At 45.9% G+C, this 26926-nt stretch carries 15 protein-coding genes; 10 read left to right on the forward strand and 5 right to left on the reverse strand.

Going from position 1 to position 26926, the window contains the following annotated elements:
* Positions 1-682 precede the first annotated feature (682 nt).
* From dnm_RS28210 to dnm_RS28225, 4 genes are all read left to right on the forward strand, one after another.
* On the forward strand, positions 683-1123 hold the full coding sequence (locus tag dnm_RS28210) for a hypothetical protein (protein ID WP_207680206.1): 441 nt from the start codon (positions 683-685) through the stop codon (positions 1121-1123).
* Between the two features lie 690 nt (positions 1124-1813).
* Entirely contained in the window at positions 1814-6085 is a 4272-nt protein-coding gene (locus dnm_RS28215; RefSeq protein WP_337833590.1) for a PEP/pyruvate-binding domain-containing protein, read from the forward strand.
* Positions 6086-6350: 265 nt separating this feature from the next.
* The gene (locus dnm_RS28220; RefSeq protein WP_207680207.1) at positions 6351-7598 is read left to right on the forward strand and encodes a type I glyceraldehyde-3-phosphate dehydrogenase; all 1248 of its coding nucleotides are present in this window, start codon (positions 6351-6353) and stop codon (positions 7596-7598) included.
* Positions 7599-7913: 315 nt separating this feature from the next.
* Positions 7914-8633: a response regulator gene (locus tag dnm_RS28225; protein WP_207680208.1), complete on the forward strand. Its 720-nt coding sequence runs from the start codon at positions 7914-7916 to the stop codon at positions 8631-8633.
* Positions 8634-8702: 69 nt separating this feature from the next.
* On the opposite strand, the gene dnm_RS28230 is transcribed toward dnm_RS28225, so the two are convergent.
* On the reverse strand, positions 8703-9605 hold the full coding sequence (locus tag dnm_RS28230) for a hypothetical protein (protein WP_207680209.1): 903 nt from the start codon (positions 9603-9605) through the stop codon (positions 8703-8705).
* 247 nt (positions 9606-9852) lie between these two features.
* On the opposite strand from dnm_RS28230, the gene dnm_RS28235 reads away from it, so the two are divergent.
* The 3 genes from dnm_RS28235 to dnm_RS28245 all read left to right on the forward strand — a co-directional run bounded on the left by dnm_RS28235 (position 9853) and on the right by dnm_RS28245 (position 12624).
* Positions 9853-10014: a hypothetical protein gene (locus dnm_RS28235; RefSeq protein ID WP_207680210.1), complete on the forward strand. Its 162-nt coding sequence runs from the start codon at positions 9853-9855 to the stop codon at positions 10012-10014.
* A 771-nt stretch (positions 10015-10785) separates the two neighbouring features.
* On the forward strand, positions 10786-11250 hold the full coding sequence (locus dnm_RS28240; RefSeq protein ID WP_207680211.1) for a hypothetical protein: 465 nt from the start codon (positions 10786-10788) through the stop codon (positions 11248-11250).
* A gap of 729 nt (positions 11251-11979) precedes the next feature.
* Positions 11980-12624 carry a hypothetical protein gene (locus dnm_RS28245; RefSeq protein WP_207680212.1) on the forward strand — a complete coding sequence of 215 codons (645 nt, stop codon included), beginning with the start codon at positions 11980-11982 and terminating at the stop codon, positions 12622-12624.
* Positions 12625-12761: 137 nt separating this feature from the next.
* Here the strand turns inward: dnm_RS28245 and dnm_RS28250 are convergent, their stop codons facing one another.
* The 4 genes from dnm_RS28250 to dnm_RS28265 form a co-directional block, all read right to left on the reverse strand.
* Positions 12762-14216, reverse strand: a complete 1455-nt coding sequence (locus tag dnm_RS28250) for an FAD-binding oxidoreductase (RefSeq protein ID WP_207680213.1) — start codon at positions 14214-14216, stop codon at positions 12762-12764.
* A 58-nt stretch (positions 14217-14274) separates the two neighbouring features.
* Positions 14275-15660: a chromosomal replication initiator protein DnaA gene (dnaA, locus tag dnm_RS28255; protein WP_207680214.1), complete on the reverse strand. Its 1386-nt coding sequence runs from the start codon at positions 15658-15660 to the stop codon at positions 14275-14277.
* Between the two features lie 992 nt (positions 15661-16652).
* Positions 16653-19934, reverse strand: coding sequence for a fused isobutyryl-CoA mutase/GTPase IcmF (gene icmF, locus dnm_RS28260; RefSeq protein ID WP_207680215.1), 3282 nt, complete (start codon positions 19932-19934; stop codon positions 16653-16655).
* A gap of 358 nt (positions 19935-20292) precedes the next feature.
* A complete protein-coding gene (locus tag dnm_RS28265) occupies positions 20293-20958 on the reverse strand; it encodes a TetR/AcrR family transcriptional regulator (protein ID WP_207680216.1) in 666 nt (221 codons plus the stop codon).
* A gap of 662 nt (positions 20959-21620) precedes the next feature.
* Here dnm_RS28265 and dnm_RS28270 point away from each other — a divergent pair.
* From dnm_RS28270 to dnm_RS28280, 3 genes are read left to right on the forward strand one after another with little or no spacing between them, the layout of a single operon-like run.
* A complete protein-coding gene (locus dnm_RS28270; protein ID WP_207680217.1) occupies positions 21621-22229 on the forward strand; it encodes a TetR/AcrR family transcriptional regulator in 609 nt (202 codons plus the stop codon).
* A gap of 50 nt (positions 22230-22279) precedes the next feature.
* Positions 22280-23566 (forward strand): efflux RND transporter periplasmic adaptor subunit, encoded by a 1287-nt coding sequence (locus dnm_RS28275; RefSeq protein WP_207680218.1) that lies wholly within the window; start codon positions 22280-22282, stop codon positions 23564-23566.
* Positions 23563-26598, forward strand: a complete 3036-nt coding sequence (locus dnm_RS28280) for an efflux RND transporter permease subunit (RefSeq protein ID WP_207680219.1) — start codon at positions 23563-23565, stop codon at positions 26596-26598. The genes dnm_RS28275 and dnm_RS28280 overlap by 4 nt, the downstream gene beginning before the upstream one ends.
* The last annotated feature ends 328 nt before the right edge of the window (positions 26599-26926 follow it).

Raw genomic sequence — 26926 nt, forward strand, 5'->3', positions numbered from 1 at the left:
AAGTGCGAAAAAGCAATTGCGAAAATTTTATTTTCGCACTCCGGATAGAACACCGGAAAACCTGTTCAGCCTTAAATCAACAGTATTGGAGAGGGGCAGGCAATGCTGCTGACTCAGGCAATTCCGAACGGAGCCGGAGTGCAAAAATTTTATTTTTGCAAGTGCGAAAAAGCAATTGCGAAAATTTTATTTTCGCACTCCGGAGAGAACACCGGAAAATCTGTTCAGCCTTAAGTCACCAGTATCGGAGGGGGGCAATGCTGCTGACAGGCTGCTCCGAACGGACCCGGAGTGCAAAAATTTTATTTTTGCAAGTGCGAAAAAGCAATTGCGAAAATTTTATTTTCGCACTCCGGATAGAACACCGGAAAACCTGTTCAGCCTTAAGTCAGCAGTATCGGAGGGGGGCAATGCTGCTGACAGGCTGCTCCGAACGGAGCCGGAGTGCAAAAATTTTATTTTTGCACTTGCGAAAAAGCATTTTTCGCACTCCGGAGAGTTGACTTAGGCAATTGCGAACGGACCCGGAGTGCAAAAATTTTATTTTTGCAATTGCGAAAAAGCAATTGCGAAAATTTTATTTTCGCACTCCGGATAGAACACCGGAAAATCTGTTCAGCCCTCAGTCACCAGTATCGGAGGGGGGCAATGCTGCTGACAGGCTGTTCCGAAAGGATCCGGAGTGCAAAAATTTTATTTTTGCAATTGCGAAAAAGCATTTTTCGCACTCCGGAGAGTTGACTTAGGCAATTGCGAACGGAGCCGGAGTGCAAAAATTTTATTTTTGCAATTGCGAAAAAGCATTTTTCGCACTCCGGAGAGAACACCGGAAAATCTGTTCAGCCCTCAGTCACCAGTATCGGAGGGAGGCAATGCTGCTGACAGGCTGCTCCGAACGGACCCGGAGTGCAAAAATTTTATTTTTGCAAGTGCGAAAAAGCAATTGCGAAAATTTTATTTTCGCACTCCGGAGAGAACACCGGAAAATCTGTTCAGCCCTCAGTCACCAGTATCGGAGGGGGGCAATGCTGCTGACAGGCTGTTCCGAACGGAGCCGGAGTGCAAAAATTTTATTTTTGCACTTGCGAAAAAGCATTTTTCGCACTCCGGAGAGTTGACTTAGGCAATTGCGAACGGATCCGGAGTGCAAAAATTTTATTTTTGCAAGTGCGAAAAAGCAATTGCGAAAATTTTATTTTCGCACTCCGGATAGAACACCGGAAAACCTGTTCAGCCTTAAATCAACAGTATTGGAGAGGGGCAGGCAATGCTGCTGACAGGCTGCTCCGAACGGACCCGGAGTGCAAAAATTTTATTTTTGCAAGTGCGAAAAAGCAATTGCGAAAATTTTATTTTCGCACTCCGGATAGAACACCGGAAAACCTGTTCAGCCTTAAATCAACAGTATTGGAGAGGGGCAGGCAATGCTGCTGACTCAGGCAATTCCGAACGGATCCGGAGTGCAAAAATTTTATTTTTGCAAGTGCGAAAAAGCAATTGCGAAAAAGCATTTTTCGCACTCCGGAGAGTTGACTTAGGCAATTGCGAACGGACCCGGAGTGCAAAAATTTTATTTTTGCAATTGCGAAAAAGCAATTGCGAAAAAGCATTTTTCGCACTCCGGAGAGAATACCGGAAAAATTCTGCTGAGTTGCGGTTGCAAACCCGTCCCGCAAAAAAACATCCGAAACATTCACACACGGTGATTTGGTAAAATATTTCGAACGGGGTTGCAAACCCTGTCCTGCAAAGTTATGACCGGAAGGTCATGGCTGTTATTTAATTCGTTTGGTTTATTGGAAAGGATGCCAACTTGATACAATCAAAAGCCCTTGAGGCTAATCTGGCCAGTTACCATGTCGAGGTTACCATAGATTCCAAATATCTGGTCCTGCAAGATATTATGTCCGGCTATTATGGCATTATGGAGGGACTGAACACCTTTCTGGCAGAACTCTCCCATCCTCATAAAAACTGGCAATTCATTGTAAAAGAAGCCAGAAAATATTCCCTGGATTATCTTCATCTTTTCAGAAAACATCCCAAAGGGAATGATGCTGCCCGGCTTTTTGTTGATATTTTTATCAATGCCATTGAAGAAGCAAACACTGACACAGATGTCAAATCAGATGCCGCGGATAACCTTCTTCTTTTCTTAGAGCATATCATAAAGGAAGCCGGAACTGAAATTGAAAAATTCATACAGCTGACTGATGAGTCTTTTGATCGTATAAGAATGCTGGATGACAGCCATTTTTTCTTGTTCGTCAAAAGTTTCTACCAAATAAAAAAGCTCACAAAAGCCCTTTTCACGGCTGTAAGCAATCCTCAGCTTTCAGGCTTCGGCCTTCGCTCCTCTGTCTTGCTCCTTGTGAAATATTATAAACACACATATGCTTACTGGCTGAACCAGGAAGACCCCTGGCAATGGTTCGAAGAAGAAGCAGAGAACGGTTTGAAACCGCTTACCCCCGAAGCCCGGAAAACATTAAATGAATTTTTTAAAAACATATCCCACGAACAAATCAGCAAATGGAATTCGAAAATTTTGAATTTCGAATCTCAGATATCAGATATCAGATATCAAATCCCAAATCCCAAATCCCTGGAATTTCCGGGCTACAATCAGATTGTCGAAGTTTATCGGGACATGCCGGGCAGACTTCTTGATGCAGGAGGGAGAAACGGACAGGGCAAGGGCTGGAAAGTGATATTCCTTTTCCATATCATGAGTATCTCCGGGCTTTCAATGATACACGAAGAAGCATTAAGAGATATCAACAGAACACTGAGCTGGCTCATCAGCCACGAACGTCATCTGAATATTGAAAAAATTATACGAAAGACATTTTCCATTTTAAAGGAGCGAATCGCGGAATTTCCGACCACTGCGCTGAACTGTGTTCTGAATATGGGAAAAGGGGTGTCTGAGACCGATGAAAGCGACCTTATCAATCTTTTTATTAATTCGGTGATTGACCTGGGGTTTCAGTCGCCAATGATCAGGGGGGTCGGAAACGACTGGCAGATAAAAGTCAATACAGCCCATCTTCAGAATATAAAAATATGGCTTCAGCTGATCGAACTTAACCCCAAATACTCGACCCGCCTTCTTTCCTACCTGATCATCCATCTTTCGTTGTGCGGGGTCTTTATCAGGGATACGGATCTTTTTCCCAGGGATGTCACCCGGCTTTTAAACAGCGATATAAAGCCTGTTTATAATCTTGTGAAACAACTGGCGAAACTTTTTCCTGTTTATTTTAATGATATCGGTGCAGAGGGAAAATTAAGGGACATATCCACACAGATTGATGAGATAAGCCACCGAAAAGATATTCTTATCCATTTTTTGAGAAAACAGATCCATGTTGAAAGCAGCAATCGGATCATCGGCTTTATGGAAGCTGTTTTTTATTTCTGGATTTCCGGAGAAAAAAAGCCGCTTGAATCCTTTGTGCCGCCAAGTATCTACGAGCAGATTGATAGCAACGGGCCTTATACTGAGGGGATTCACAAGATATTATCCTGCCTTGATGAAAAAATACCCGGATTGCCCGAGGGGTTTCTTACAATAAAACAGGAGGAACTTAAAAATCTGTTTAAAGATATTGAAGACGTATCTGATGAGGATTTGGAAAGGGCGGAACTTGCCGTATCTTTATACAAATTATTGTGCCAGAAATATGACCTTGTCAGCTATTCCAAGATAGGCACCGAACCGGAAAATTATTTTTCTCTGCCGAGATCCGAAGCCTTTCCCGCGATGAACAAGCTGAAAGACGCACTGGCTGAAGCAGCCCGGCCCAAGGTCAGTTTTAAAAGAACAATTCTTAAACTGCTCAATTATCTTGAACTGTTAAAAAATCTGATTCTGTCCCCCCAATCTTATGAAATCAGAGAAGATATTTATAAAAAACGACATTTTACCGTGGACATCCCTTCCATGTACGGCAGTTATCATGAAATGAAATTTGACGCTCTCGGTCTCACGTTCCGAATCGAAGCGCTTGTGAATGTTCTTTTCGAAGAGCTGAATGAAAATATTGACCTTTCCCTGATTACCAAAGCAACATCGCATGAGATTTTCGCCCGCCTGAGCTTATTTAACAGGGCATTGAAACTGGATGGCATTTCAACGGTTGAAATTGAACGCCAGCTTGATTTTCTGGCGCATTCAATTGAGGTCAGAGGCTTCACCTTTACGCAGTACCTTGATATTTTTAAAGGGTTTGCCAGGGCCGTCAAAAATATCATCAATGATTATTTTAACAATATCCACGAAGAAAATCTGACCCGAATTCTTTCCCGGATACCGGCTGAGGAGATATTGCCCAAATATCTTCCCCGGAATGACAATCAGTTGTCAGAGGCCGATGAGGAGTCTTTGCCCATCAGCGAAAAAATGAGGCACAGGGTGTCGGAAATTTTCTCCCGGGAAAAAATCGCACATTCGCTCGGACTCCAGCAGCTGGATGTATTTCTGAGTCGAATCCTCAGCACCCTTTTCCGGCAGGCAGACAAACTTCCCGATGATCAGCTCCAGCAGCTGCTTATCTACGATCCCCAGAGCGCAATGATGCTGATTGACCACGAAGCTGCCAGCACCGGCATCATTTATCTGGGCAACAAGGGACTGAATCTGATTAAATTACAGAACTACGGGCTGCCCGTGCCTCCGGGTTTTATCATTACCACTGAGGTGTTCCGTTTCAGAAAGATGATCGAAAACTATCGGCCGGCCGAACGGAATTTCAGAGAACAGGTCGCGAAGCAAATTTCGCTTCTGGAAAAAATTACAGGCAAGAAATTCGGGTATCCGGCAAATCCGCTGCTTTTTTCCGTGAGAAGCGGCTCCTCCATATCACAGCCCGGAATGATGGATACATTTCTTAATGTAGGGATTAATGAAAAGATAACGGCCGGCCTTGCCGCTCAGACCGGCAATCCGTGGTTTGCCTGGGATAATTACCGCCGGTTTCTGCAATGCTATGGGATGTCATATGATCTTAAACGAGATGATTTTGATGCAATTATCAGCGAGTTCAAGAAAAAACTGGGCATTCCTTATAAAAGAGGTTTCACCGGAGAACAAATGAAAACAGTGGCCATGGCCTACAAAGAGATGATAAGAGCCTGGGGCCTTGAGATTACAGAGGAGCCTTTTGAACAATTGCTCACCACCATAAAAAAAGTCTTCAATTCCTGGGAATCCTCCAAAGCAAAGACGTATCGCAAGATCATTGGAATATCAGATGACTGGGGCACGGCGGTTACAGTTCAGTCCATGGTTTTTGGCAATCTTTCCCGCCAATCCGGTACCGGCGTGATTTTTACCCATAATCCCAGATGGTCAGGAGAGGTTTTAAGGTTATGGGGGGATTTTACCATCGGAAATCAGGGCGAAGATGTGGTGGCCGGCCTGGTTACGACTCTGCCAATTTCAATTTTTCAGCAGGATATTGAAATGAGGGATACTGATACCACCCTTGAATCTCATTTTCCGGAAATTTACGAAGCGCTCAAAGCATGGGCCAATAAACTGATTTATAAAAAAGGCTGGAGTCCCCAGGAAATGGAGTTTACATTTGAAAGCCCTTCGGTAAAAGACCTCTATCTGCTTCAGACCAGGGATATGGCCATTCGGGAAAGAAAAAAGGTTTTTACCTTTGATCCTGATGAAATTGCAGTGAAGCGGGCGTTGGGAAACGGTGTGGGCGTCAGCGGCGGCGCAATGAGCGGACGGGCAGTTTTCACGCTGGAGGATATCGGCATATGGAGAGTGCTGGAACCGGAAACCTCCCTGATTCTTCTCCGGGGAGATACGGTCCCGGATGATATCCGGGAGATTCATGCGGCTGACGGTCTGCTTACCGCACGGGGAGGACTGACGTCCCATGCGGCTGTCGTGGCGCATAATCTGGGCAAAACCTGCGTCGTGGGATGCAGAAAACTCGTGTGCAATGAAAAAGAAAAAACCGGTTTCCTGGGCGATATTATTATAAAAACAGGTGACTACATCAGTATTAACGGTCGGGAAGGCTCTGTTTATGAAGGACTTATGAAAGTGAGAACTAAGAATTGAGATGTGAGATGTGAGAAGTGAAGAGCAGGAAGTGGGAAATGACCAATGACAAACAAAAGGGAGGTTTTTGATGGCTGCTCAAATGAACCCTGAAAGCAAAAGCAGGTATGGTATGGTAATTTCCATAAATGATGGGTGCTTGGATTTTAGAGTTAAATTGTCTTGGCGTTGGATCCTAATAATAATCGGTACGATAGCATCAAGTCCGGCTATCGCTAAAATAGTAACCAAATTGCTGATAATTCAATAGATAAGGAGATGGAAAATGAAAAAGCTAGGCGTAAACGGATTTGGCAGAATCGGCAAACTGACAGTGTGGCATCATGTAGGGCGGAAATATTTTGATGAGATTGTTGTGAACGTGGGTCGCGAAGTGGGGACGTCTCTTGAGGATATCGCACATTATGTGGAAAGAGATTCGAGTTACGGCTTGCTTCGCGGATATCTGCACGGCCATAAGTCCGAGCCGGTAATTCGTGATATAGATGAAAAAAAAGGTTCAATGACGATTGACGGTACGCCTGTCCGATTTTTAAGAACCTCCAGAAACCCGGGGGAAATCGGATGGAAAGACCAGGGGGTAAAGCTGGTTGTTGACACCACAGGGCAGTTTCTTGATCCCAGTCTTCCTCCGGATCATCCCAAAGGTTCGGTCCGGGGTCATCTTGAGGCAGGCGCGGACAAGGTGGTGGTTTCAGCCCCGTTTAAAATTAAAGACAAGAAGGCAGATCTGAGCGGAAACGGACCCGGAGATGACTGGGTGACAACGGTCATGGGTATCAATGATAATGACTATGATCCCAGATGCCATAAAATCGTCTCCAATGCTTCCTGTACCACCACCTGCCTTGCTCACATGATGAAACCGCTGATCAATTTTCTGCCTCGGAAAATACTTTCTGCTTCAATGGCAACGGTTCACGCGGCCACAGGCTCCCAGCAGGTTTTGGACCGGCTCCCAAAGACCGGAGCCGGGGATCTGAGAAAAAACAGAAGCATCATGAATAACATCATCCTGACCACAACGGGCGCGGCCAAAGCACTGGCACTGGTTATTCCGGAAATGAAACATATCGGTTTTATTGCGGAGTCGGTAAGGATTCCCACCGCAACAGGCTCCCTGGTCATTCTTGTTGTGAATCTCCAGGAAGAATTATCAGGAGAATTCACAAAGCGGGAAATGATCAACGGCATATACCGTCAGGCTGCGGAAACTGACCCCAGGGGATATCTTAATTATACAGAAAAACAAAATGTCTCCTGTGATATTATCGGACTGCCCAGAGCCGCCACTGTCATAGAGGGGCACGAGACCCACACCCGAACCGCGGAACTGACCATAGATTTGGAGAAAATACCGGGAATCGAACAGGATATTATATCGTCTTTAAAAAATCGCACCATAAGGGTTCCGGTGACGCAGGCGGTGATCTACGGCTGGTACGATAATGAAATGGGAAGTTATGTGAACATGATGGGGGACAGGACCGTTACGGTGGCGGAGCATATGTGATGAACTCCTGCTGTGACAAATTTCTCTGCTTAATATTTTTTAATGAGTCAGAACACATCGCCTGAGTGAACAGAAACACTTCCGCGGGATTGACCAATTGCGCGGATCATGTTCGGGGTGACATAAGACCTCCGCTACATGAGATGTCCGAGGTTTTTAAAACCTCGGACATCTTTCACATGCTGACCTGCCCCTGGTCCGGAGCGAGAAAATCTTTTTTCGCCCTGACTTCGGAAAATGATTTTCGGGGTCAGGATGTTGCATCCGCCAGTTACGGTGTTATCGTCCTCGGAACATATTGAATGAATATCCAGGATGAATTCCAGGAAACACACAATACTTCTGGTAGATGACGCTGAAATACATCTCCATACACTCGTAGAAACCCTTGACGATGAATATGATCTTTCCGTTGTTCTCGACGGCGAAAGCGCGCTTGAACACGTCAGTTCTTATTTGCCTGATATTATCCTTTTGGACATTCTGATGCCCGGAATGGACGGCTTTGAGGTCTGTCGCCGTCTTAAAAATGACCCGGCCGAAAAAGATATCCCGGTCATTTTCCTCACTGCCCTGGGTGAGATGGAAGATAAGACCGCGGGTTTTGAAGCAGGGGCTGTTGATTATATCACCAAACCTTTTGATCCTTGCGAAGTCAGAGCCAGAGTTAAGACGCATCTGGATTTAAGGGATTCTCATAAAGAACTGAAAAAGATAAATGTGCAGCTGAATAATGAAATAATAGAGCGCAGACAGGCCGAGGCTGCCCTGCAAAAAGCCGCGGATGAATTGGAACAGCGGGTTGAGGAGCGCACTGCCGAACTGCTGAAATCCAATGATCAGCTCAGACAAAAGATAAATGAACACACGCGAACCCTGGCTTCGCTGACAGCGAGTGAAGAACGATACCGCCTGCTTACGGAGAATGTGGCTGATGGCGTTTACATTCTCGCGGAGGAAAAACTGGTGTTTGTAAATCCTGCCTTTGCTGCGATGTTTGCCTACTCTGAAAACCGCCTGATTGCTGTACAGTAGAAAGTTTTAGCTAGTAAACTGAGTAATTCGTAACCGGACAGCAATATGTTTATACCTATATATATAGTCTCATGCGGCAATGTCGGACGAAGTTTCACGACCTCTTCCCCGGATCATCCGCAAAGTTCGGTCAGCCGGAACTTTGCCGAGAGAGGACAGAAATTCCGCCTGAATGACACTCCGCACAACGCCCTCCGAGGGACAGTCGGAGGAGGCTGTTCTCAGCCAGCCTTCATATTTTCCCAACAAACTGTCTTCGGGAACAAGGTATCCCACATAATTGTTCTTCGCACGGGTGATAAGATGAACAGACTGTTCGCCGTTGTCGTTGACGGCTTCCCCGAAGGTCAGAAAAGCGGGTCCTGTGGAAAAGCAGGCGTCAAGAGTCACATAACACGGAAATCCCGTCTGTTCCGCTGTCCGGATGACAAGATTCGCCATCCGGGTCACCATGGTCGGTTCTCCTCCGATTTTTATGTCATGGCGTCTCGCACCGACTCCCTCGTGAATCTGTCCCTGAAGCGGAAGACAGAAGGTTTTTTCGGGGCGGCCGACAAGGAGGCCCGCGTATCCGAAGTGATGTCCGCTTATGTATTCGCCCCTGCCGCTGTTCTCCGAATCCTGATGCAGCGATTTCACGCCCGGCGTCTTCGACGATTCCTTCGCTATTTTTATGCCGTCTCCTATGAGAAGGGGGCGTCCGTTGAATTTGATGAGAGGATACCGGCTGACGGATGTTTTTATCCAATAATTCAGGAGTTCTTCCGAGTCCCATGAGGAAGCCCGGAAAAAGCGCGGCATCGGGTCATAACATGCCGGATCGGGCATAAGCCACCGGATTATGCTGCTTATTCCGTGATGGTCAAATCGGATTATAAGACCGAAAATAACAATCGAAAACCAGGAAAAAGCGGCATCACGGGAAAAACACTGACGAAATTCCGATATGACGGATTCAATAATACTGATCATAATAAAAACTCCTTTTATAACTGAATTTATTTTGCTATTATGATCACATCATATAATGTAGTTTCACAAAAAAATCCACCGATTTTTTTATGAATTACTCAATTTACTAGTCAGAACTTTCTACTGTCCAGTTAGAATCAGAAAAAAATATTTTTTTTGATTCTGTAACCTATTTGTAACTTTTTGCATGTTACTCAGCAATCATAAATTCTGCGGAATTTTTAACTTATTAATTAATATTCAGCAGATGGAAAAAATTTTAGCGATCTCGTTCCCACGCTTCGCGTGGGAATGCAGCGCGGACGCTTCGCGTCCTGATTTCGTTCGCTATCCGGAACGCGAAGCGTCCCGAAGGCATTCCCACACAAACCACGGGAACGAGGATGTTTATGAATTTTCCATCTGCTGATACTCGATAATCAGGTTTATTGATCCGATCCGGCAGGACCTGTCATTCCTGGTTTCGCAGGCTTCGGCGTGAGTTCAGACTTCGGCGGGTTCTGTCGGGTTGTCGAACAGAATGACAGAAAAAAATTTGATTATCGAGTGATAACTGCCCGATCAAAAATTTTTTATAAGTACCCGATCAAAAGTTTTTTATACATCTTTTTTTTCTGCGAACAGCTGAGAAACCCGGCTTTTTCCGTCACGGGCCGCGGATCTTTCCGGTAAAAAAAGCCGGGTTTCTTCCCCGGGAAGATATCGAAAACTTATGGTTAGGTACTTACATCTTTTTTTCTGTGAACGGCGGAGAAACCCGGCTTTCTCCCTCACGGGAGGCGGATCATTCCGGGAAAAAAGCCGGGTTTCTTTCTCTGGCAACTATCGAAAACTTATGGCTATGTACTTACTTATTACATGACCAAATAAATACTGACAGGCTGCCGAGATGTAAGACAATTTTTTAAATTGTTTTTCGGACAGTTTGAAAAACTGTCCTGGATGATTCTCATGTGTCCGGTTTTTCCGAATCTCACCCTTCGGAACTTATTTGGTCGGATACTATCATAAAATCATTAGTATTATTAATTACTAACATCCGGATAAAAGCAAACCCGCCGTGAACTCAGGATGGAAAGCCACTGAGTTTCATCATTGGTCTGAGGACAGATAACAGGAGCTGAAGACCGAAAAAACAATTTATTTTTTTGCTATTTTTAAAATTTTTAAGGAGGTTATTATGGATAATTTTTATCTTATCAGCATATTGGGATTGTCGCTTTCAGTTGTTTTTGCTTATGTTGCTTTCAGATCCGAACCTCAGAATACAGATATTCAGAAGCCTGCAATTCAATATTCTGTAAAAACAAAAAAGACTCCTCCCCAAAAAGAAATCTTCATTATAAAAATGATGCCGCCGTATTCTGTGCCTGAATTTGAAACCATCACAGGCGGATGGATACCCGCGAGTGAAATCGTTAACGGAGAACCCGGGATAAGTGTTTTCACCGACAGGGCAAAGGCGAAAGAATATCTTTCCGATTTGGAGCGTTCTCAGGAAGAATGCTTTGAATTCAATATCAGACCAGCGGATAAAAAATTGATCTGGTGGCTGGCAGGGGCATTTGAAATTTCCCTGATTCTTGTCAATCCGGTCAGAACGCCTTCTGATATGCTTGAGATCAGGGAGTACTACAAGTTTTAAGCAAAAAATTGGCAGAAGAGAAACCAAACATAAAAAAAGCGATCTGCTCTCCCGAACTGCGAAGAGGTTCGCGCCCCCCCTGATGCCGTTCTGATTTGAAAGGGATGCCAATTTTAAAAAAATATTTTTTTGGAGCCTGTAACCTATCTGTAACTTTTTGTGTGCTAAAGAATAATTCAGAGCAAAACATAATTCAATGTACACTCAAGGCAGGGACGGAAAGCCAGGGGTCTCGCGGGAGCGAGCCGGGTTGCCTGGAATGAAGTGATCCGGCTTTTTTATTTTACAGGGGATGCAGTGATTTCCAGTCCCGTAGGGACGACCGAAAATAGCCCGGCAATTCATTGCCGGGGGTGAGTTGAACAATATGACGAGTCCCGCAGGGATGACCGAAAATAGGCCGGGGGTGAGGTAAACAATATGACAAGTCCCGCAGGGATGACCGAAAATAGGCCGGCAATTCATTGCCGGGAAAGCTGAACAGTACGAACAAAGTCCCGCAGGGACGACCGAAAATAGCCCGGCAATTTATTGCCGGGGGTGAGTTGAACAATATGACGAGTCCCGCAGGGACGATTGAATTCACTTCATATCGGGCATCGGGAGGTAACACCATGAATTTCATAAAAAGGGGCAATCTGAAAATCCCGATACAGTACCTCCGAAGAAGCGTAAGTTCTTCGGAGGAAAATATTTACAATTGGTCTTAGTAACAACGCTGACGAATATTTGCTGGCACGGATCGCCGAAGTTACAGGAGGAGGATATTTTAAAGTATCCACAGAAGCCGCAGCGGTATATGCGATAGGTCGGCTTTACGGAAAAATTGCCCGGACCGCTCATGGAGCAGATGAACTATATGATGAGGAATTGATTATCCTCCAAGATGAGGTGATTGAAAGGGTATTTGAGATTATAAGAGGAACTCTTTCCTTTCAGCTTGAAAGGCTTATTCCGGGCAGTGACGTTGAAACATCCCTTATTCAGCCTGACGGAACTGTCATTGACAGAGCCTCTCAAAATTCTGATGTATATCATATGTTAGGCGCAACTTATGAAATATACAGGATAGACAACCCAATGCCCGGTGAGTGGACAGTGAGATTGGAGGGAACAGATACAAGTCCCGGGGGAGAGCCAACCAGCCTGAGTGTGGCAGCTGCCATGCCTGATCTTGGCGATTGTCATAGCGGAGATTACAAACCGGCAGATCATAAAATCAGTTTTTCAGAACTTCTCCGTGTTATCCAGCTTTTCAACAGTCAGTCCTATCATTGCGATTCCTGTGCGGAAGACGGATATGAGCTTGGAGATGGTGATACAAGCTGCACACCCCATGATTCAGACGACAAGAAGCTTCTCAGCTCTGTTTAAAATGACAAATGAGTTTCCAACGATGAGACTTCAGAAAAATTTGAGACCCGAAAGGCCGAACTGATGTGTTTTCAGGGGACCTGTCCTGAACATCCGGGATATGACAATTTCACAAAGCCGTTATAATCAGCCGTTTTTCATTCCGGAAAAATTTTGCCAGGATTTAATATGCCTCCGGGATCAAACACCACCTTGATTTTCTTCATCAGATGCAGTTCTGCCGAGCCGATCTCTCTGGAGATATAAGGCGATTTGGTGATTCCCACACCATGTTCGCCGGAAATGGTTCCGCCCAGTTCAAGGGTGTAATCAAACAGCGCATCAACAGCGGCATCAGCTTTCTCCAGTTCTGTCTTATTCTTTTTATCAAGCATAATATTGAAATGGATATTTCCGTCGCCGGCATGACCGAAACTCGCAATAAAAAGGCCGGTCTTATCTCTCAGTTCGCTGATTTTTCTGACCATATCCGGTATGTTGCTCCGGGGGACAACAATGTCCTCGTTGATCTTATGCGGACCATACTGAAACAAAGCAGGAGAAACAGCCCTGCGCGCTTTCCACAGATTTGCCGCGTCAGCTTTTGTTTTTGCTGTTTCAACACGCGCGGCTCCCAGGGAAAGACAAAGCAATTCCAACGCGTTTACAGCACTCGCTGTTTCTGCTTCTGTTCCGTCCACTTCGATGAGAAGCAGGGCCTCCGGTTCAGTCGGCAGACCAATGTTAAGATAATTTTCAGCGCACCGTATGGATGCATTGTCCATGAATTCAATGGTCCGGGGGATGATACGATGTCTGATGATCTCTGAAACCGTTTCCGCGGCCGCGTCTATTTTGTCAAAAAAAGCTGTGATAGTCTTTATCGTCTCAGGCAGGGGCAAGAGCCGAAGCGTCATCCGGGTAATGACACCGAGGGTTCCTTCGGACCCGGTCAGAATACGGGTCAGATCATAGCCCACAACCCCTTTGGCTGTCCGCACCCCGGTACGGATAATCTCTCCGGTGGGAAGAACCGCTTCAAGCCCCAGGACATAATCCCGGGTAACGCCGTATTTCACCGCACGAGGCCCCCCCGCGCATTCCGCGACATTTCCGCCCAGGGTTGAAAATTCGGAGCTTGCGGGATCCGGCGGATAAAAAAGCCCTTGTTGCTCAACAGCCTTATGAAAATGGCCCGTGACCACCCCGGGTTCCGCAAAAGCAATCAGATTATTTTTGTCAATATTAAGAATCCGGTTCAGGCGGGTCATCACAAGAACCACGCCGCGTCTCACAGCAACGGACCCGCCGGTCATCCCGGACCCCGCCCCCCTCGGAATGACCGCAAACCTTTCTTCATTTGCCAGTTTTAATATCTCGGATATTTGTTTGGCATTTTGCGGAAACACCACCGCGTCCGGAAGATATGCAGATGCGGCAGCATCATAAGCATAACAGACACGGTCCTCTTTTTTTTCGGTACAATGGGCAGGCCCCACAATCTTTTTCAGCTTTTGGAATGTGAGTGGTGAGAGACCGCGGGAAGTGTGAACCGGGGAATGGGAAGTGAGAACTGAGGAGGGAGAGGTGAAACCTATTGTTTTTGCTTTCATATTTTGTTGTCACCGAAAAAGACAGCCCGCTGTCAGATGCCTGCAATGCAAATTTTTGCTAAAGCTTTTCTGCCTCCAATTTTCCGCAGAGATATTCCATCTGCTTCCGCACACTGCTATCTCCTTTTAATCCTTTTTCCACCGCGGCAACAGAATGAAGGACCGTGGCATGGTATCTGTTGAAGTTTTTACCGATGAACTGGAGGGGCTGCTCCGTATATTTGCGGGAAAGGTAAATCGCCATCTGTCTGGGCCAGACAATGGACTTCTTCCGGGAACGTGATATGATTTCATCTATGGAAAGATTGTAATGTCTGCACACAAGTTCTTTTATGAGGTCTATTGTAACAGTGGGTCGCGGCCTGTTCACTGTAATGTTTTTTACCACGCTTTCTGCAAGGCCGATATCAATAGGGCGTCCCAGAAGGGATGACTTTGCTGTCACCCCGATAAGACCGCTTTCAAGCTGCCGGACATTATCCGAAAGCTCGCTCGCCAGATAATCGGTGATATCCCTGGGCATTTTATACCCGTTTTCCCTTGCTTTTTTCTGCAATATTTTAACTCTTGTCCTGAAATCCGGGGGGTCTATATTGGAAATAAGACTGCTTGAAATCCGTGATTTTAACTGCTCATTCATTTTCGGAATATCTGTGGGCAGATAACAACTGGTAAAAATAATCTTCTTGTCCGCATTCAGCAGATAATCCAGGGCCAGGGCCAGCTCAATCTGGGTACGTTCTTTGCCAGTCAGAAACTGAATATCTTCCAACAGCAGCACATCACAGTGATTTCTGTATTTTTCTTTGAACTGATCAACCGAATTGGTCCGAAACGCATGGACCATTTCATTCATAAAATCTTCGGCAGTCGCATAATAAACCCTGTCAAACGGGCGCTTGGACAAAATATAATGTCCGATGGCTTGGGAAAGATGGCTTTTTCCCATGCCGGTGTCTGACAATAAATACAGTGAATTCTGATTCGGGTCCTCCCGTGAGGCAAGCGAAAGGGCTGCTGAATAAGCAAAATCATTATTGTTGCTCACCACAAAGCGGTCTAATGTAAAATCTCTTCGCAAAAGACGGCCCCGGGATTCAGGGGGGTTGGCCGTGGGAAGCGTGAGCTGAAGGTCCGGTTCGAGTTTATCTGATTTATCTGATTTATCTGATTTTTTTGACTTTTTTTTCTTAACAGCTTCTTTTTTTTCTGAAATCTCAATTAAAAGTTTGCAGGGCTTTTTTGAAATTTTGTTGATTTCAGACTCTATCAGAGCGCCATAGTGATCCTGAACACGTTTTTTAGAAAAAAAATTGGGACAGGCAAGTACAATTTTACCCTCTTCACTCTTTTTAAAATCCACGGGTTCAATCCACATTTTATAAGTGTGGACAGGGACACTTTTTTTAAGCGCAGTTTTTGCCTTTTCCCAGAGTTTTTGCATAATACCTTTTTGTTTGTAACTGTACAAATCAGAAATCAGAAAGAGTAATCCAATGAAAATCTTTCGGAATGCGCGAAAAAAATCCGACCGGAGAGACCAAAGCCGCCCCCTCTGGGAATGCATAGGAGGGTTTTCCGAAGCGCTTCAGGCTCCTGACGTTTAGCTTCTGACTCGCAGATATCTGAGTAGCTACCTTTATTTTTTGGAAATTAATGAAGACAGATACCGCTTTTAAAAAACGGTTTCTTTTGACCTTATAGGATTATTTGAAAGTTTTTGAAAAACACATCTGATTTATTTAAGGCATCTGGCCGCTTTAGTCAACTCAGTTGAATACGATTTTATGTTTGTCTGGCACTGATTTGTAAGAAATGTTATCTCACTGATATTGTTGTTTTATAGATTAAGATCAGATACAACTGTCTCTAAATACATTCCTTTTTTGAATTGGGTTTTTTTGTTTAAATATTTTAAGCAGATCGGTACTGTCCCCGCGATCGGGGGAAAAAATATTTTCCGATAAAATCTTAGCATATCTTCGAAAATCTCTTATTTTTAAAAAAATAAGATTTGTCATGTTCCCCGGACTCATCGAGGTTGCGGAGTGCTGAGTTTATTGAATTATCAGAAGTTATGGGTATATTCCCGAAAATGCGGTGTCTTCAACATCCCGCGGATGTGATAACCTGTGAAGGAGAGTGAAAGAGAAGATGGGAAAAAAAGGATGACAGAATAGTTATCCGAAAAAAACGATATAAAAAAAGTGAGCTGCTGATATCAGAGACTTTTTATATGTTGCCACTGGTCATTTTACCCAAATGACCAGAAAATGTACGGTGGGTTACGCTGCGCTTCACCTACCCTAGATCCGACTATTTTATTTATTGGAAAATCCCTAAGTAGCTGGTCATAAATTTTCGGATATAAAGATCTCCGAGGTTTTTAAAACCTCGGAGGTCTCTGATAGCGAAAGCTTTTGCTCAGGTACTTATTTACATATTCCGCCTGTACTGACCGCCCACATCATACAATGCCTGGGTAATCTGTCCGAGAGAACAGACTCTGGCAGTGTTCATAATTTCGGCAAATATGTTTTCTCCTGACAGCGCGACCTCCTGAAGACGTTTCAACGCGGCCGGCGCTTCTTCCTTATGCCGATTCTGGAACTCTTCAAGGCGGTTCAGCTGGGATTCCTTTTCTTCGTCCGTGGCTCTTGCCAGTTCAAGACATGACGGGCCTTCACTGAAATCCTCACCATCTGCATGCGGATCCCGGAACGTGTTGACGCCAATAATGGGATATTCCCCGGTATGCTTTAAGGTCTCATAATAAATGGATTCTTCCTGAATCCTGCTTCGCTGATACCCTGTCTCCATAGCGCCCAGAACCCCGCCGCGCTCCGTAATCTTATCAAACTCGGAAAGAACAGCCTCTTCGACCAGATCCGTCAGTTCTTCCACAATAAAACTGCCCTGGAGCGGATTTTCGTTTTTAGCCAGTCCCCATTCCCGGTTAATGATAAGCTGAATTGCCAAAGCCCGGCGAACCGATTCCGTACTCGGTGTGGTGATGGCCTCGTCAAACGCGTTGGTGTGAAGGCTGTTGCAGTTGTCATAAATCGCGCAAAGGGCCTGGAGCGTCGTGCGAATATCATTAAACTGAATATCCTGGCTGTGCAGGGAGCGACCTGATGTCTGGACATGATATTTCAGCATCTGGGACCGTGGCGAAGCCCCGTATTTCTCCCGCATGGCAACAGCCCATATCCGCCGCGCCACCCTGCCGATGACCGTATATTCGGGATCCATGCCGTTGGAAAAGAAGAAAGACAAGTTGGGGCCGAAACTGTCAAGCGGCATTCCCCGGGACAGATAATATTCCACATAAGTGAATCCGTTGGAAAGTGTCAGTGCGAGCTGTGAAATCGGATTCGCGCCGGCTTCCGCAATATGGTAGCCTGAAATGGATACAGAATAGAAATTACGGACATTGTTATCTATGAAGAATTGCTGAATATCCCCCATCATCTTCAGAGCAAACTCAATGGAAAAAATACAGGTGTTCTGACCCTGATCCTCTTTGAGAATATCCGCCTGGACCGTGCCGCGAACATTGCTCAGGACCATGGCCCGGATGTCTTTATACTCCTCGGCCGAAGGTTCCCTCCCTTTTTCCTCTTTAAAATTGTCCACCTGCTGATCAATGGCAGTGTTCATAAACATGGCCAGCATGATGGGGGCAGGGCCGTTGATGGTCATGGAAACAGAAGTGCTGGGCGCGCACAGGTTAAAACCACCATAAAGGACCTTGACATCATCCAGGGTGCATATGCTGACCCCTGAATTACCGATCTTCCCATAGATATCCGGACGTCTCTCAGGATCATAACCATATAAAGTGACCGAATCAAACGCGGTGGACAGACGTTTTGCCTCATAATTGGCAGAGAGAAGTCTGAATCGTCTGTTTGTTTTAGCAGGATCGCCCTCACCCGCGAACATGCGTGTAGGGTCTTCGCCCACCCGCTTTAACGGAAACACCCCCGCTGTATATGGGAAATATCCCGGGAGATTTTCCCGGCGCATCCATCTGTAAATTTCACCCGGGTCCTTGAATCCTGGAAGTGAAATCTTGGGTATCTTCTGATGGGACAGGGATTCGGTGTACATGGGAACCCTGATCTCACGATCCCGGACGGTGTAAACCAGCTCATCTTTGCTATAAGCAGCTTTGAGTTCGTCCCATTTGCCAACCAGTTCCGCTGTTTCTTTGTCCAGGAGTTTCTCAGCTTTTGCCACCTCATCTTTAAGGCGTGAAAGGAGTGATGATGTATCGCCTTCCAGGGTATCTTTGCTGATGGCCTTTGCCGTTTCTTTCAGATGCCATACCCTTCGGACCGCGTCAGCCTGTTCTTCTGTATCTTTATGGTAGGTCCTTATGGTGTCAGAAATCTCAGAAAGATAGCGGGTGCGCTCCGGCGGAATAATAATGGTCTTGGATGTGGAGGTTTTGGTTTCCGGCTTTGGCAAATGAGATTCGAATATTACACCGGTTTTGTCCGCGATGGTCTCCAGCAGAGAATGATACAGGGCTGTGACACCGTCATCATTGAATTTGGAAGCAATGGTTCCGAATACGGGCATTTCTTCGGGTCTCTTGTGCCATGAGTCCTGATTGCGCTGCACCTGCTTCCGGACATCCCTTACCGCGTCTTCGCCTCCCCGTTTCTCGTATTTGTTCACAGCCACGATATCCGCATAATCCAGCATGTCTATCTTCTCAAGCTGAGACGCGGCCCCGAACTCACTGGTCATCACATACATGGAAAGGTCAACGATGTCAGTAATGTGGGAATCGCCCTGTCCGATACCTGCTGTCTCCGCAATAATCAGATCAAAGCCTGCGGCTTTTACCACTTCGATCACTTCAGGCAGTGATTTGGGAATTTCCGTATGAGACATGCGGGTGGCAAGAGAACGCATATAAACTCTGGGACTGCCAATGGCATTCATGCGTATTCTGTCACCCAAAAGCGCGCCGCCGGTCTTTCGCCGGGAAGGATCAGAACTGATAACGGCCACGGTAACATCTTTAATATCATGAAGAATGCGTAAGATCAGTTCATCCGTGAGGGATGATTTGCCGGCACCGCCAGTTCCGGTAATACCGATGACCGGTGTTTTCCGATCACCGATTTTTTCCCTGATCTGGGCTCTGAGATTGGCGAGATGACCGTTTTGCCCGGCTTTTGACTGCTCTATGGCTGTGATAAGATTGGCCACCATAAGGCTGTTAGACGGAGTCAGTTCGTCAAAATCAAATTTTTTATCCTGGACAGTGGAGAAATCCATAGACATGACCATGTTGTTGATAATGCCCTGAAGTCCCCATTTTGCGCCATCCTCGGGTGAATAGATTTTGGTGACACCGTACTCTTCCAATTCCCTGATTTCTTCAGGTACGATGACACCGCCCCCGCCGCCAAACACTTTGATATGCGACGCTTGTTTTTCTCTGAGAAGATCAACCATGTATTTGAAAAATTCCACATGGCCGCCCTGATAACTTGAGATAGCTATCCCCTGGACATCTTCCTGTATGGCGGTGTCCACAATTTCCTGAACAGCCCGGTTATGCGCCAGATGTATCACTTCAGCACCTGTGCTTTGCAATATCCTGCGAAAAATATTTATGGACGCGTCATGACCATCAAACAGAGATGTCGCGGTAACAACTCTGACATTGTGTGTTGGTTTATAAATTTCTGTTTCCATCACCTCTCCTTATTTTAATTGAGAATTGAGAATTGAGAATTATTTTTCAATTTTCAACGCTCATTCCGAATGGATGTTCTCTCTAAAAAATATTTTGTATTCAAAGACTTCCGAAATTTACGATACTTCGAATGTCCCTATTTTTTTCTAAAATTTAATATCTGATACTTTCATATAAACGGCCATGACCGGTCCGCTCACAACGAAACATGAAAGAACTTTTAACTTCAGTCACTTTATTAACTTTATTAACTTCAGACACTTTCATATAAACGGCCATGAGCGGTTCGCTCACAACGAAACATGAAAAAATTTTTAATTTTATTAACTTTATTAACTCTATTAACTTCAGACACTTTCATAAATTCGAATGGATATCCTCAGAACTCCGTGTGGATATCCCCAGAATAAAGTCAGTCTGAAGCTTTATATAATCCTCAATACTGTAATGACGGGCCAGAAACCAGCGTCTGAACGCCCACATATGCCCTAACACGGTAATATTATGAGCGATAAGTTCGATGGAATGTTCATCCAAATGAGGCATATTACCGGATGTGGCCATTTGTGCCAATACCTTGACAAAAACACCGCTAATCCCCAGTTCGCTCTCAAGCACGTTTTCCCGCCATTGAGTGGGCAGGGCCTGAGTTTCCTGATATATCAGAAGAATATGGTCGGACATTCGGTGACACACGAGGAAATACTCCCGGATCATCTCAGATAACGCATCTCGGCCTTTGCCCGCTCTGGCAAGGGCAGACTGCAACCCCCGCTGAACCTCGGCGTGAATTGCGTCGCAAACCATATATAAAACGTCCTCTTTGGATGCGACATATTCATATAAGGAACCAATGGAAAACCCCGCGGCGTTGGCGATCTGGCGTGTGGTGGTCTTGTGAAATCCCTTTTCGATGAAAAGCTGGACGGCCGCATCAACAATCTGACGCCGTCTTCGTTCAACGAGATCGGGATTTTTTACCTGTGTGGGTATATCTTTTATTTTGGGCGTTTGTTGCTTCATAAATTTAAAGTTCCATAGAGGTGGCGAATGAATATCAGGTATATCTGAACGAGCGCTCAGTCAACTTAATAGCATGTGTAATTTTATGTTGTCAAGTCTTTTCAATAAATGATAATTTTTGATAAAATCAAATAAGTTATCTTTTTCTGTTGTCAGAGCGCATTAATATTTATCCGAAGTTACAGAAAGCCCGGGCTTCATTATCACCCGCCTCAGATGCAAGGATTTCCTATAAGAAACATTCATAAAAAAGTCGGGTTTTTTCACCTCCGGTCATGAAAATATGTGGTGAAAACAGACAAAAAACCCGGGTTTTTCAAATGGATTTACATGGTAAACGTTCATGAAAAACCCGGGTTTTTTCACCCCTTGTCATGAAAATAAGTACCTGTGCAAAAATTTTTTATATATCTTTTTTCTGCGAACGGCGGAGAAACCCGGCTTTTTCCTTTGTCGGAGACGCATCATTCCGGAAAAAAAGCCGGGTTTCTTTCCGGACAAATATAAAAAACTTTTGCTCAGGTATTTATGTGGTGAAATGATTTTCTGAAATTGATGAAATGAACAAGATGACATTTCCCCATTGACAAAAAGATATTTCATAGCTACCTTTTTATGACTGTCCGGTCAGTCATAAAAAATGCAGTGATAAGGAAGTGTAAATGTCCAAAATAGTAGATAAAAAAAAGAGACGTTCTGAAATTGCAAAAGCGGCTGTTGACATTTTCGCCAGAAAAGGATTTGAAAACACAACTGTTCAGGAAATCGCGGACAGGGCTAAAATTGCCAAAGGCACTGTTTATCTGTATTTTAAAACAAAAGAGGATATTTTAAATGAGGCTTCAAAAGAGATTCTTTGTGAGCTTGAAGGCAATCTGCTTCATTCTTTAAGTCGTCTCACCGATCCGGTGGAGAAACTTTCCGCACTGATTACCGAAGCCATGACAATCACGCCGGAATTTGAACAAATATTTATCGTGTATATGGAGAGTCGGCTTTTTCACCTGAGAGACAGAGAATATGGAACTTTTATAAAAAACTTCGAGGAAAGTCTGAGAAAAGTCAGAAGAATTACCGTTGAAATCATCAGACAGGGTAAAACTCAGGGGGCTTTCAGAAATGATGCAGATGCCGAAGCATTGGCATTCTGCCTTTTCGGAGCTTTTGACGGTGTTGTCATGCAGTATTTACATAACAAATCAGGTTTTGATATAGAAAATGTGAGAAATGAATTTTTAAAGAACTTTTTTAACGGCCTGATGGATAATTGATAATTGGATAATTGATAATTGGATAATTGAATTACATAGGAGGAATGACAGTGAATGTGTTTGTGATAAGATTGGGTGCGATTATGGCGGCGATTTTCCTGTTTCTGACAGGGTGCGCGGAGGAAGAAAAAAAGGCTGCCTCGGTTGTTGTAAGACCTGTCAGAACAATGGTTCTGACATCGTCGGCGTCCGGGGGCGATACTCGGACTTTTCCCGGAAAAGTGCAGGCGTCTCAGCAGGTTGATCTTGCCTTCAGAATATCCGGGCCTCTGGTTGATTTTCCTGTAAACGAGGGGCAGGCTGTTGCAAAGGGCGATCTTATTGCCCGCATTGATCCGAGGGATTATAAAACGGATCTTGCCCATGTCGAGAGTTCGCTGGCTGAAGCACGCGCCAATCTCAAATCCATGAAAGCCGGGGCAAGACCCGAAGATGTAAAGGTGCTGGAGGCTGAAGTCGCCGCGGCCAAGGCACGGTTCCAGGAAGCAGAACAAAATTTTAAGCGTTATGAAAATCTCTACTCACAGGAGGTCGTGCCCAAAGCAGATTATGACCGTTATAAAAGCGCCCGTGATGTTGCAAAGGCTCATCTTAATACAGCCTCCCAGAATCTCCGAAAAGGGAAAAAGGGAGCGCGCAGGGAGGATATTGACGCCATGACTTCCCGCATCAGGGGACTGGAGGCCCAGCGCAAAAAAGCCCAGGCCGCCTTGGATGACACATATCTCAGATCACCGTTTTCCGGGGTCATTGCAAAGAAATTTGTGGAAAAATTCCAAGATGTTGATGCAAAGAAGCCCATTGTGAGCCTTCAGGATGTGTCGAGCATTGAAATTCTCGTTGATATTCCTGAAAAAGATATGGCCACCGTTGATGAAACAAACATCGCCAAAATAACGGCTAAATTCGAATTTCTGCCTGATAAGGAATTTGCGGTTGAGATCAAAGAACACGGCACACAGGCGGACCCGCAGACAAAAACCTACCCTGTTACGCTGACCATGGCGGCTCCGGAAGGTGTCAGCCTGCTTCCCGGAATGACAGCCACGATAACGGGCCGAATGAAGCATTCCGGGAATGCGAATGGCTCTCTGTTTACCATTCCTGTGAGCGCTGTTTTTGCTGACGAACCCGGCAGACAATACACATGGGTTGTGGATCAGACGAACATGACCGTTTCCAAACGTGAAATCAGCGTGGGCCGTCTTACTGGCAAAGACATTCAAGTTTCCCAAGGACTTAAAGCTGGAGAAATGATTGCAACAGCAGGGGTTCATTTTCTTCAGGAAAACATGGAGGTGCGAGTTCTTGAAAACGAAAAAGGGGGCATAAAATGAACCTGGGGGAACATGCGATTCATAAAAAGACCATCACCCTGATGTTTGTGATCCTTATCATCGGAGGCGGTTTCCTGTCCTATGAGAATCTGGGAAGGCTCGAAGACCCTGAGTTTACCATCAAAGAAGCCCTGGTCGTCACATACTATCCGGGCGCGTCCCCCACAGAAGTGGAGGAAGAGGTCGCCGATATTATCGAGACTGCGATCCAGCAGATGGGACAGGTGGAAAAGGTGACCTCGGTTTCAAGAAAAAGCATGTCCATTGTCACAGTGGAGATGAAGGATAAATATGACAAACACACGCTTCCCCAGATATGGGATGAGCTGCGTCGCAAAGTTGGAGATGTTCAGGGACATCTGCCTCCGGGCGCGGGCCCGTCAGTTGTGAATGACGATTTCGGTGATGTGTATGGTGTTTTCTTTGCCATTACCGGAGATGGCTATTCTTACAGAGAAATCAAGGATTATGCGGACGATCTCAGACGGGAACTCCTGCTGGTAAAGGATGTGGCAAAGATTGAATTTTACGGCGTTCAGCAGGAAGTCGTGTATGTGGAGATGTCCCGTTCGCGCATGACCGAGCTGGGGGTTTCGCAGCGGGACATTTATAACACGCTGAATCAGCAGAACACGGTTTCACCGGCAGGACAGGTAAAAGTCGGACCGGAATATATCCGCATCTCTCCGACAGGCATGTTTGAATCCGTGGATGAAATCGGCAAACTCCTGGTTCATGGGGGCAAATCCGACAGTTTCATCACACTCGGAGATGTGGCAAACATCACGCGGGGATATGCGGAACCGCCACAAACCATGATGCGCTTTAACGGACAGCCCGCCATCGGCCTGGGCATCTCCACTGTGTCCGGCGGAAATGTCGTGAAAATGGGAGAAGCCATCCGCAAGCGCCTTGACGAGCTTGAGGCAAACCGTCCCATTGGCATGGAACTGGGAATCGTGTCGTATCAGTCCGAAAGCGTGAAGAAATCCGTGAACAGTTTTGTTCTGAATCTGGCCGAGGCGCTGGCTATTGTCATTGGCGTGCTGATGATTTTCATGGGCATTCGCAGCGGAATCCTCATCGGAGCGATTTTGCTTCTCACGGTCTGTGCCACGTTTATTTTTATGAATATTTTTCATATCAATCTCCAGAGAATATCCCTGGGCGCGCTGATCATTGCGCTGGGTATGCTTGTGGATAACGCCATTGTGGTCACGGAGGGGATTCTGATTTATATTCAGCGGGGAAAAAATCGCATCCGGGCAGCGGCTCTGATTGTCTCACAGACTATGTGGCCGCTGTTCGGCGCAACCGTGGTGGCTGTTTTCGCATTTTCCGGGATCGGGTTTGCCCCCGGAAGTGTGGGGGAATTCTGTCGGTCTCTGTTTCAGGTGATCCTCATCTCCCTGATGATGAGCTGGGTCCTGGCTGTGACGGTGACGCCGCTGTTCTGCACCATGCTCCTGACTGCCAAACCCGGGAGCGAGAACCAGGACCTGTATGGCGGGCTGATTTTCCGGACTTACAAAAGATTTCTGATCATCTGCCTGAACTGGAGAAAGCTGGCCTGCACTTTGATGATAGGACTTCTGGCCCTTTCTGTTTATGGCTTCGGATTTGTCAAGGACAGCTTTTTTCCATCTTCCACGCGGCCCCAGTTTATGATTGATTACTGGCGCCCCGAAGGCACCCATATTACGGAAACTGCCAAAGATATGGAGAAAATTGAGCAATATCTCATGAGCATGGAGGAAGTGGCTACCGTGGCCTCCTTTATTGGTTCGGGTGCGACGCGTTTTACTTTGGTTTACAGCCCTGAAAAGCCGGACACAGCTTATGGTCAGTTGCTGGTCACGGTAAAGGATTATCATACCATTGACGGGATGCTTCCGGAAATCCGGCAGTTTCTGTGGGAAAATTTCCCGGACGCGGAGCCTAAGACAAAAAAATTCGTCCTCGGTCCCGGAGGCGGGGCCAAGATTAAGGTGCGCTTCAGCGGGCCTGATCCCAAAGTTCTCCGCCAGCTGTCAGACCAGGCTCAGGCGATCATGCGCGGGGATCCTATGTCCAAAGATATCCGGGACAACTGGCGTCAGCGGGTCAAAGTGATCCGCCCGGAGTTTGCAGAAGCACAGGCGCGGCGCGTGGGTATATCCCGTTCTGATCTGAATCAGTCCTTGGAGATGTCTTTCAGCGGGCTTTCCGTAGGTGTCTATCGTGAGGAAAATAAACTGATTCCCATTGTCTCAAGGCCCCCCGAGGGGGAGCGGATCAATGTGGATAATGTGAATGATTTGCAGGTGGGAAGCCCCATGACCGGGAAAATGGTTCCCATATCCCAGCTTGTATCCGGGGATCATATTAAATGGGAAGACGCCATCATCCACAGGCAAAACCGGATGCGAACCATCACCGCGGAATGCGATCCGAAAATCGGTCTTGCCAGTCCTCTTTTTAATCGTCTCAGGCCGCAGATTGAGGCCATTGAGCTTCCTATGGGATATGAAATGGAATGGGGCGGCGAATATGAGGATTCCACCGAAGCCCAGGAAAAACTGGGAAGGGTCCTTCCGGTCAGTTTTCTGGCGATGATCGTCACCGTCATCTGCCTTTTCAACGCGTTACGCCAGCCCATGATTATTTTTCTCTGTGTTCCCCTTGCCATCATCGGCGTGACCGCAGGGCTGCTGCTTACGGGACAGCCGTTCAGTTTCATGGCTCTGTTGGGATTCCTCAGTCTGGCCGGGATGCTCATCAAAAATGCCATTGTGCTTATTGATCAGATTAATTTGGAAATCCGGGAAGGCAAGGCACCGTTTCAGGCAGTGGTGGAATCCTCGGTCAGCCGTGTGCGCCCCGTGTCAATGGCTGCGATTACCACGGTTCTCGGCATGATTCCGCTTCTGTTTGACGCGTTCTTCATTGACATGGCCGTGACCATCATGTTCGGGCTGACCTTTGCCACGGTGCTGACGCTGATTGTCGTGCCAGTGCTTTACTCGATATTTTTCAGAATTTACGAAGTATGAATTTCACAGTTTTTCGTGGCACTTAGCAAAGGTGTGTTGTTGTGCGCGAAAAACCGCTGCGCTTTGTTAAGCACCTAACCATAAGTTTTCGATATTTGCCCGGGGAAAAACCCGGTTTTTTTTCCGAAATGATTCACTGACCCTGAAAGAAAAAGCCGGGTTTCTCCGCCGTTCGCAGAAAAAAATGTACTGATTATAACGGATTCAGGGGAGGCTCCCGCCATTCCGGAAAATCGTGATGTTTTCAAATGTCAGACCATGTGCAATTTTTTTTAACCGAAAAGACAAAGCCACAAAGACACGAAGACACAAAAAAACACAAAGAGAC

Origin of the sequence: Desulfonema magnum (genome assembly GCF_017377395.1) — a bacterium.
Classification (GTDB): domain Bacteria; phylum Desulfobacterota; class Desulfobacteria; order Desulfobacterales; family 4be13; genus Desulfonema_C; species Desulfonema_C magnum.

Excerpts from the sequence above, each read along its gene's own strand:
- dnm_RS28220 (WP_207680207.1), top strand. The coding sequence starts at position 6,351 with ATGAAAAAGCTAGGCGTAAACGGATTTGGCAGAATCGGCAAACTGACA.
- dnm_RS28225 (WP_207680208.1), top strand. The coding sequence starts at position 7,914 with ATGAATTCCAGGAAACACACAATACTTCTGGTAGATGACGCTGAAATA.
- dnm_RS28230 (WP_207680209.1), bottom strand. The coding sequence starts at position 9,605 with ATGATCAGTATTATTGAATCCGTCATATCGGAATTTCGTCAGTGTTTT.
- dnm_RS28235 (WP_207680210.1), top strand. The coding sequence starts at position 9,853 with ATGGAAAAAATTTTAGCGATCTCGTTCCCACGCTTCGCGTGGGAATGC.
- dnm_RS28240 (WP_207680211.1), top strand. The coding sequence starts at position 10,786 with ATGGATAATTTTTATCTTATCAGCATATTGGGATTGTCGCTTTCAGTT.
- dnm_RS28250 (WP_207680213.1), bottom strand. The coding sequence starts at position 14,216 with ATGAAAGCAAAAACAATAGGTTTCACCTCTCCCTCCTCAGTTCTCACT.
- dnaA (WP_207680214.1), bottom strand. The coding sequence starts at position 15,660 with ATGCAAAAACTCTGGGAAAAGGCAAAAACTGCGCTTAAAAAAAGTGTC.
- icmF (WP_207680215.1), bottom strand. The coding sequence starts at position 19,934 with ATGGAAACAGAAATTTATAAACCAACACACAATGTCAGAGTTGTTACC.
- dnm_RS28265 (WP_207680216.1), bottom strand. The coding sequence starts at position 20,958 with ATGAAGCAACAAACGCCCAAAATAAAAGATATACCCACACAGGTAAAA.
- dnm_RS28270 (WP_207680217.1), top strand. The coding sequence starts at position 21,621 with ATGTCCAAAATAGTAGATAAAAAAAAGAGACGTTCTGAAATTGCAAAA.
- dnm_RS28280 (WP_207680219.1), top strand. The coding sequence starts at position 23,563 with ATGAACCTGGGGGAACATGCGATTCATAAAAAGACCATCACCCTGATG.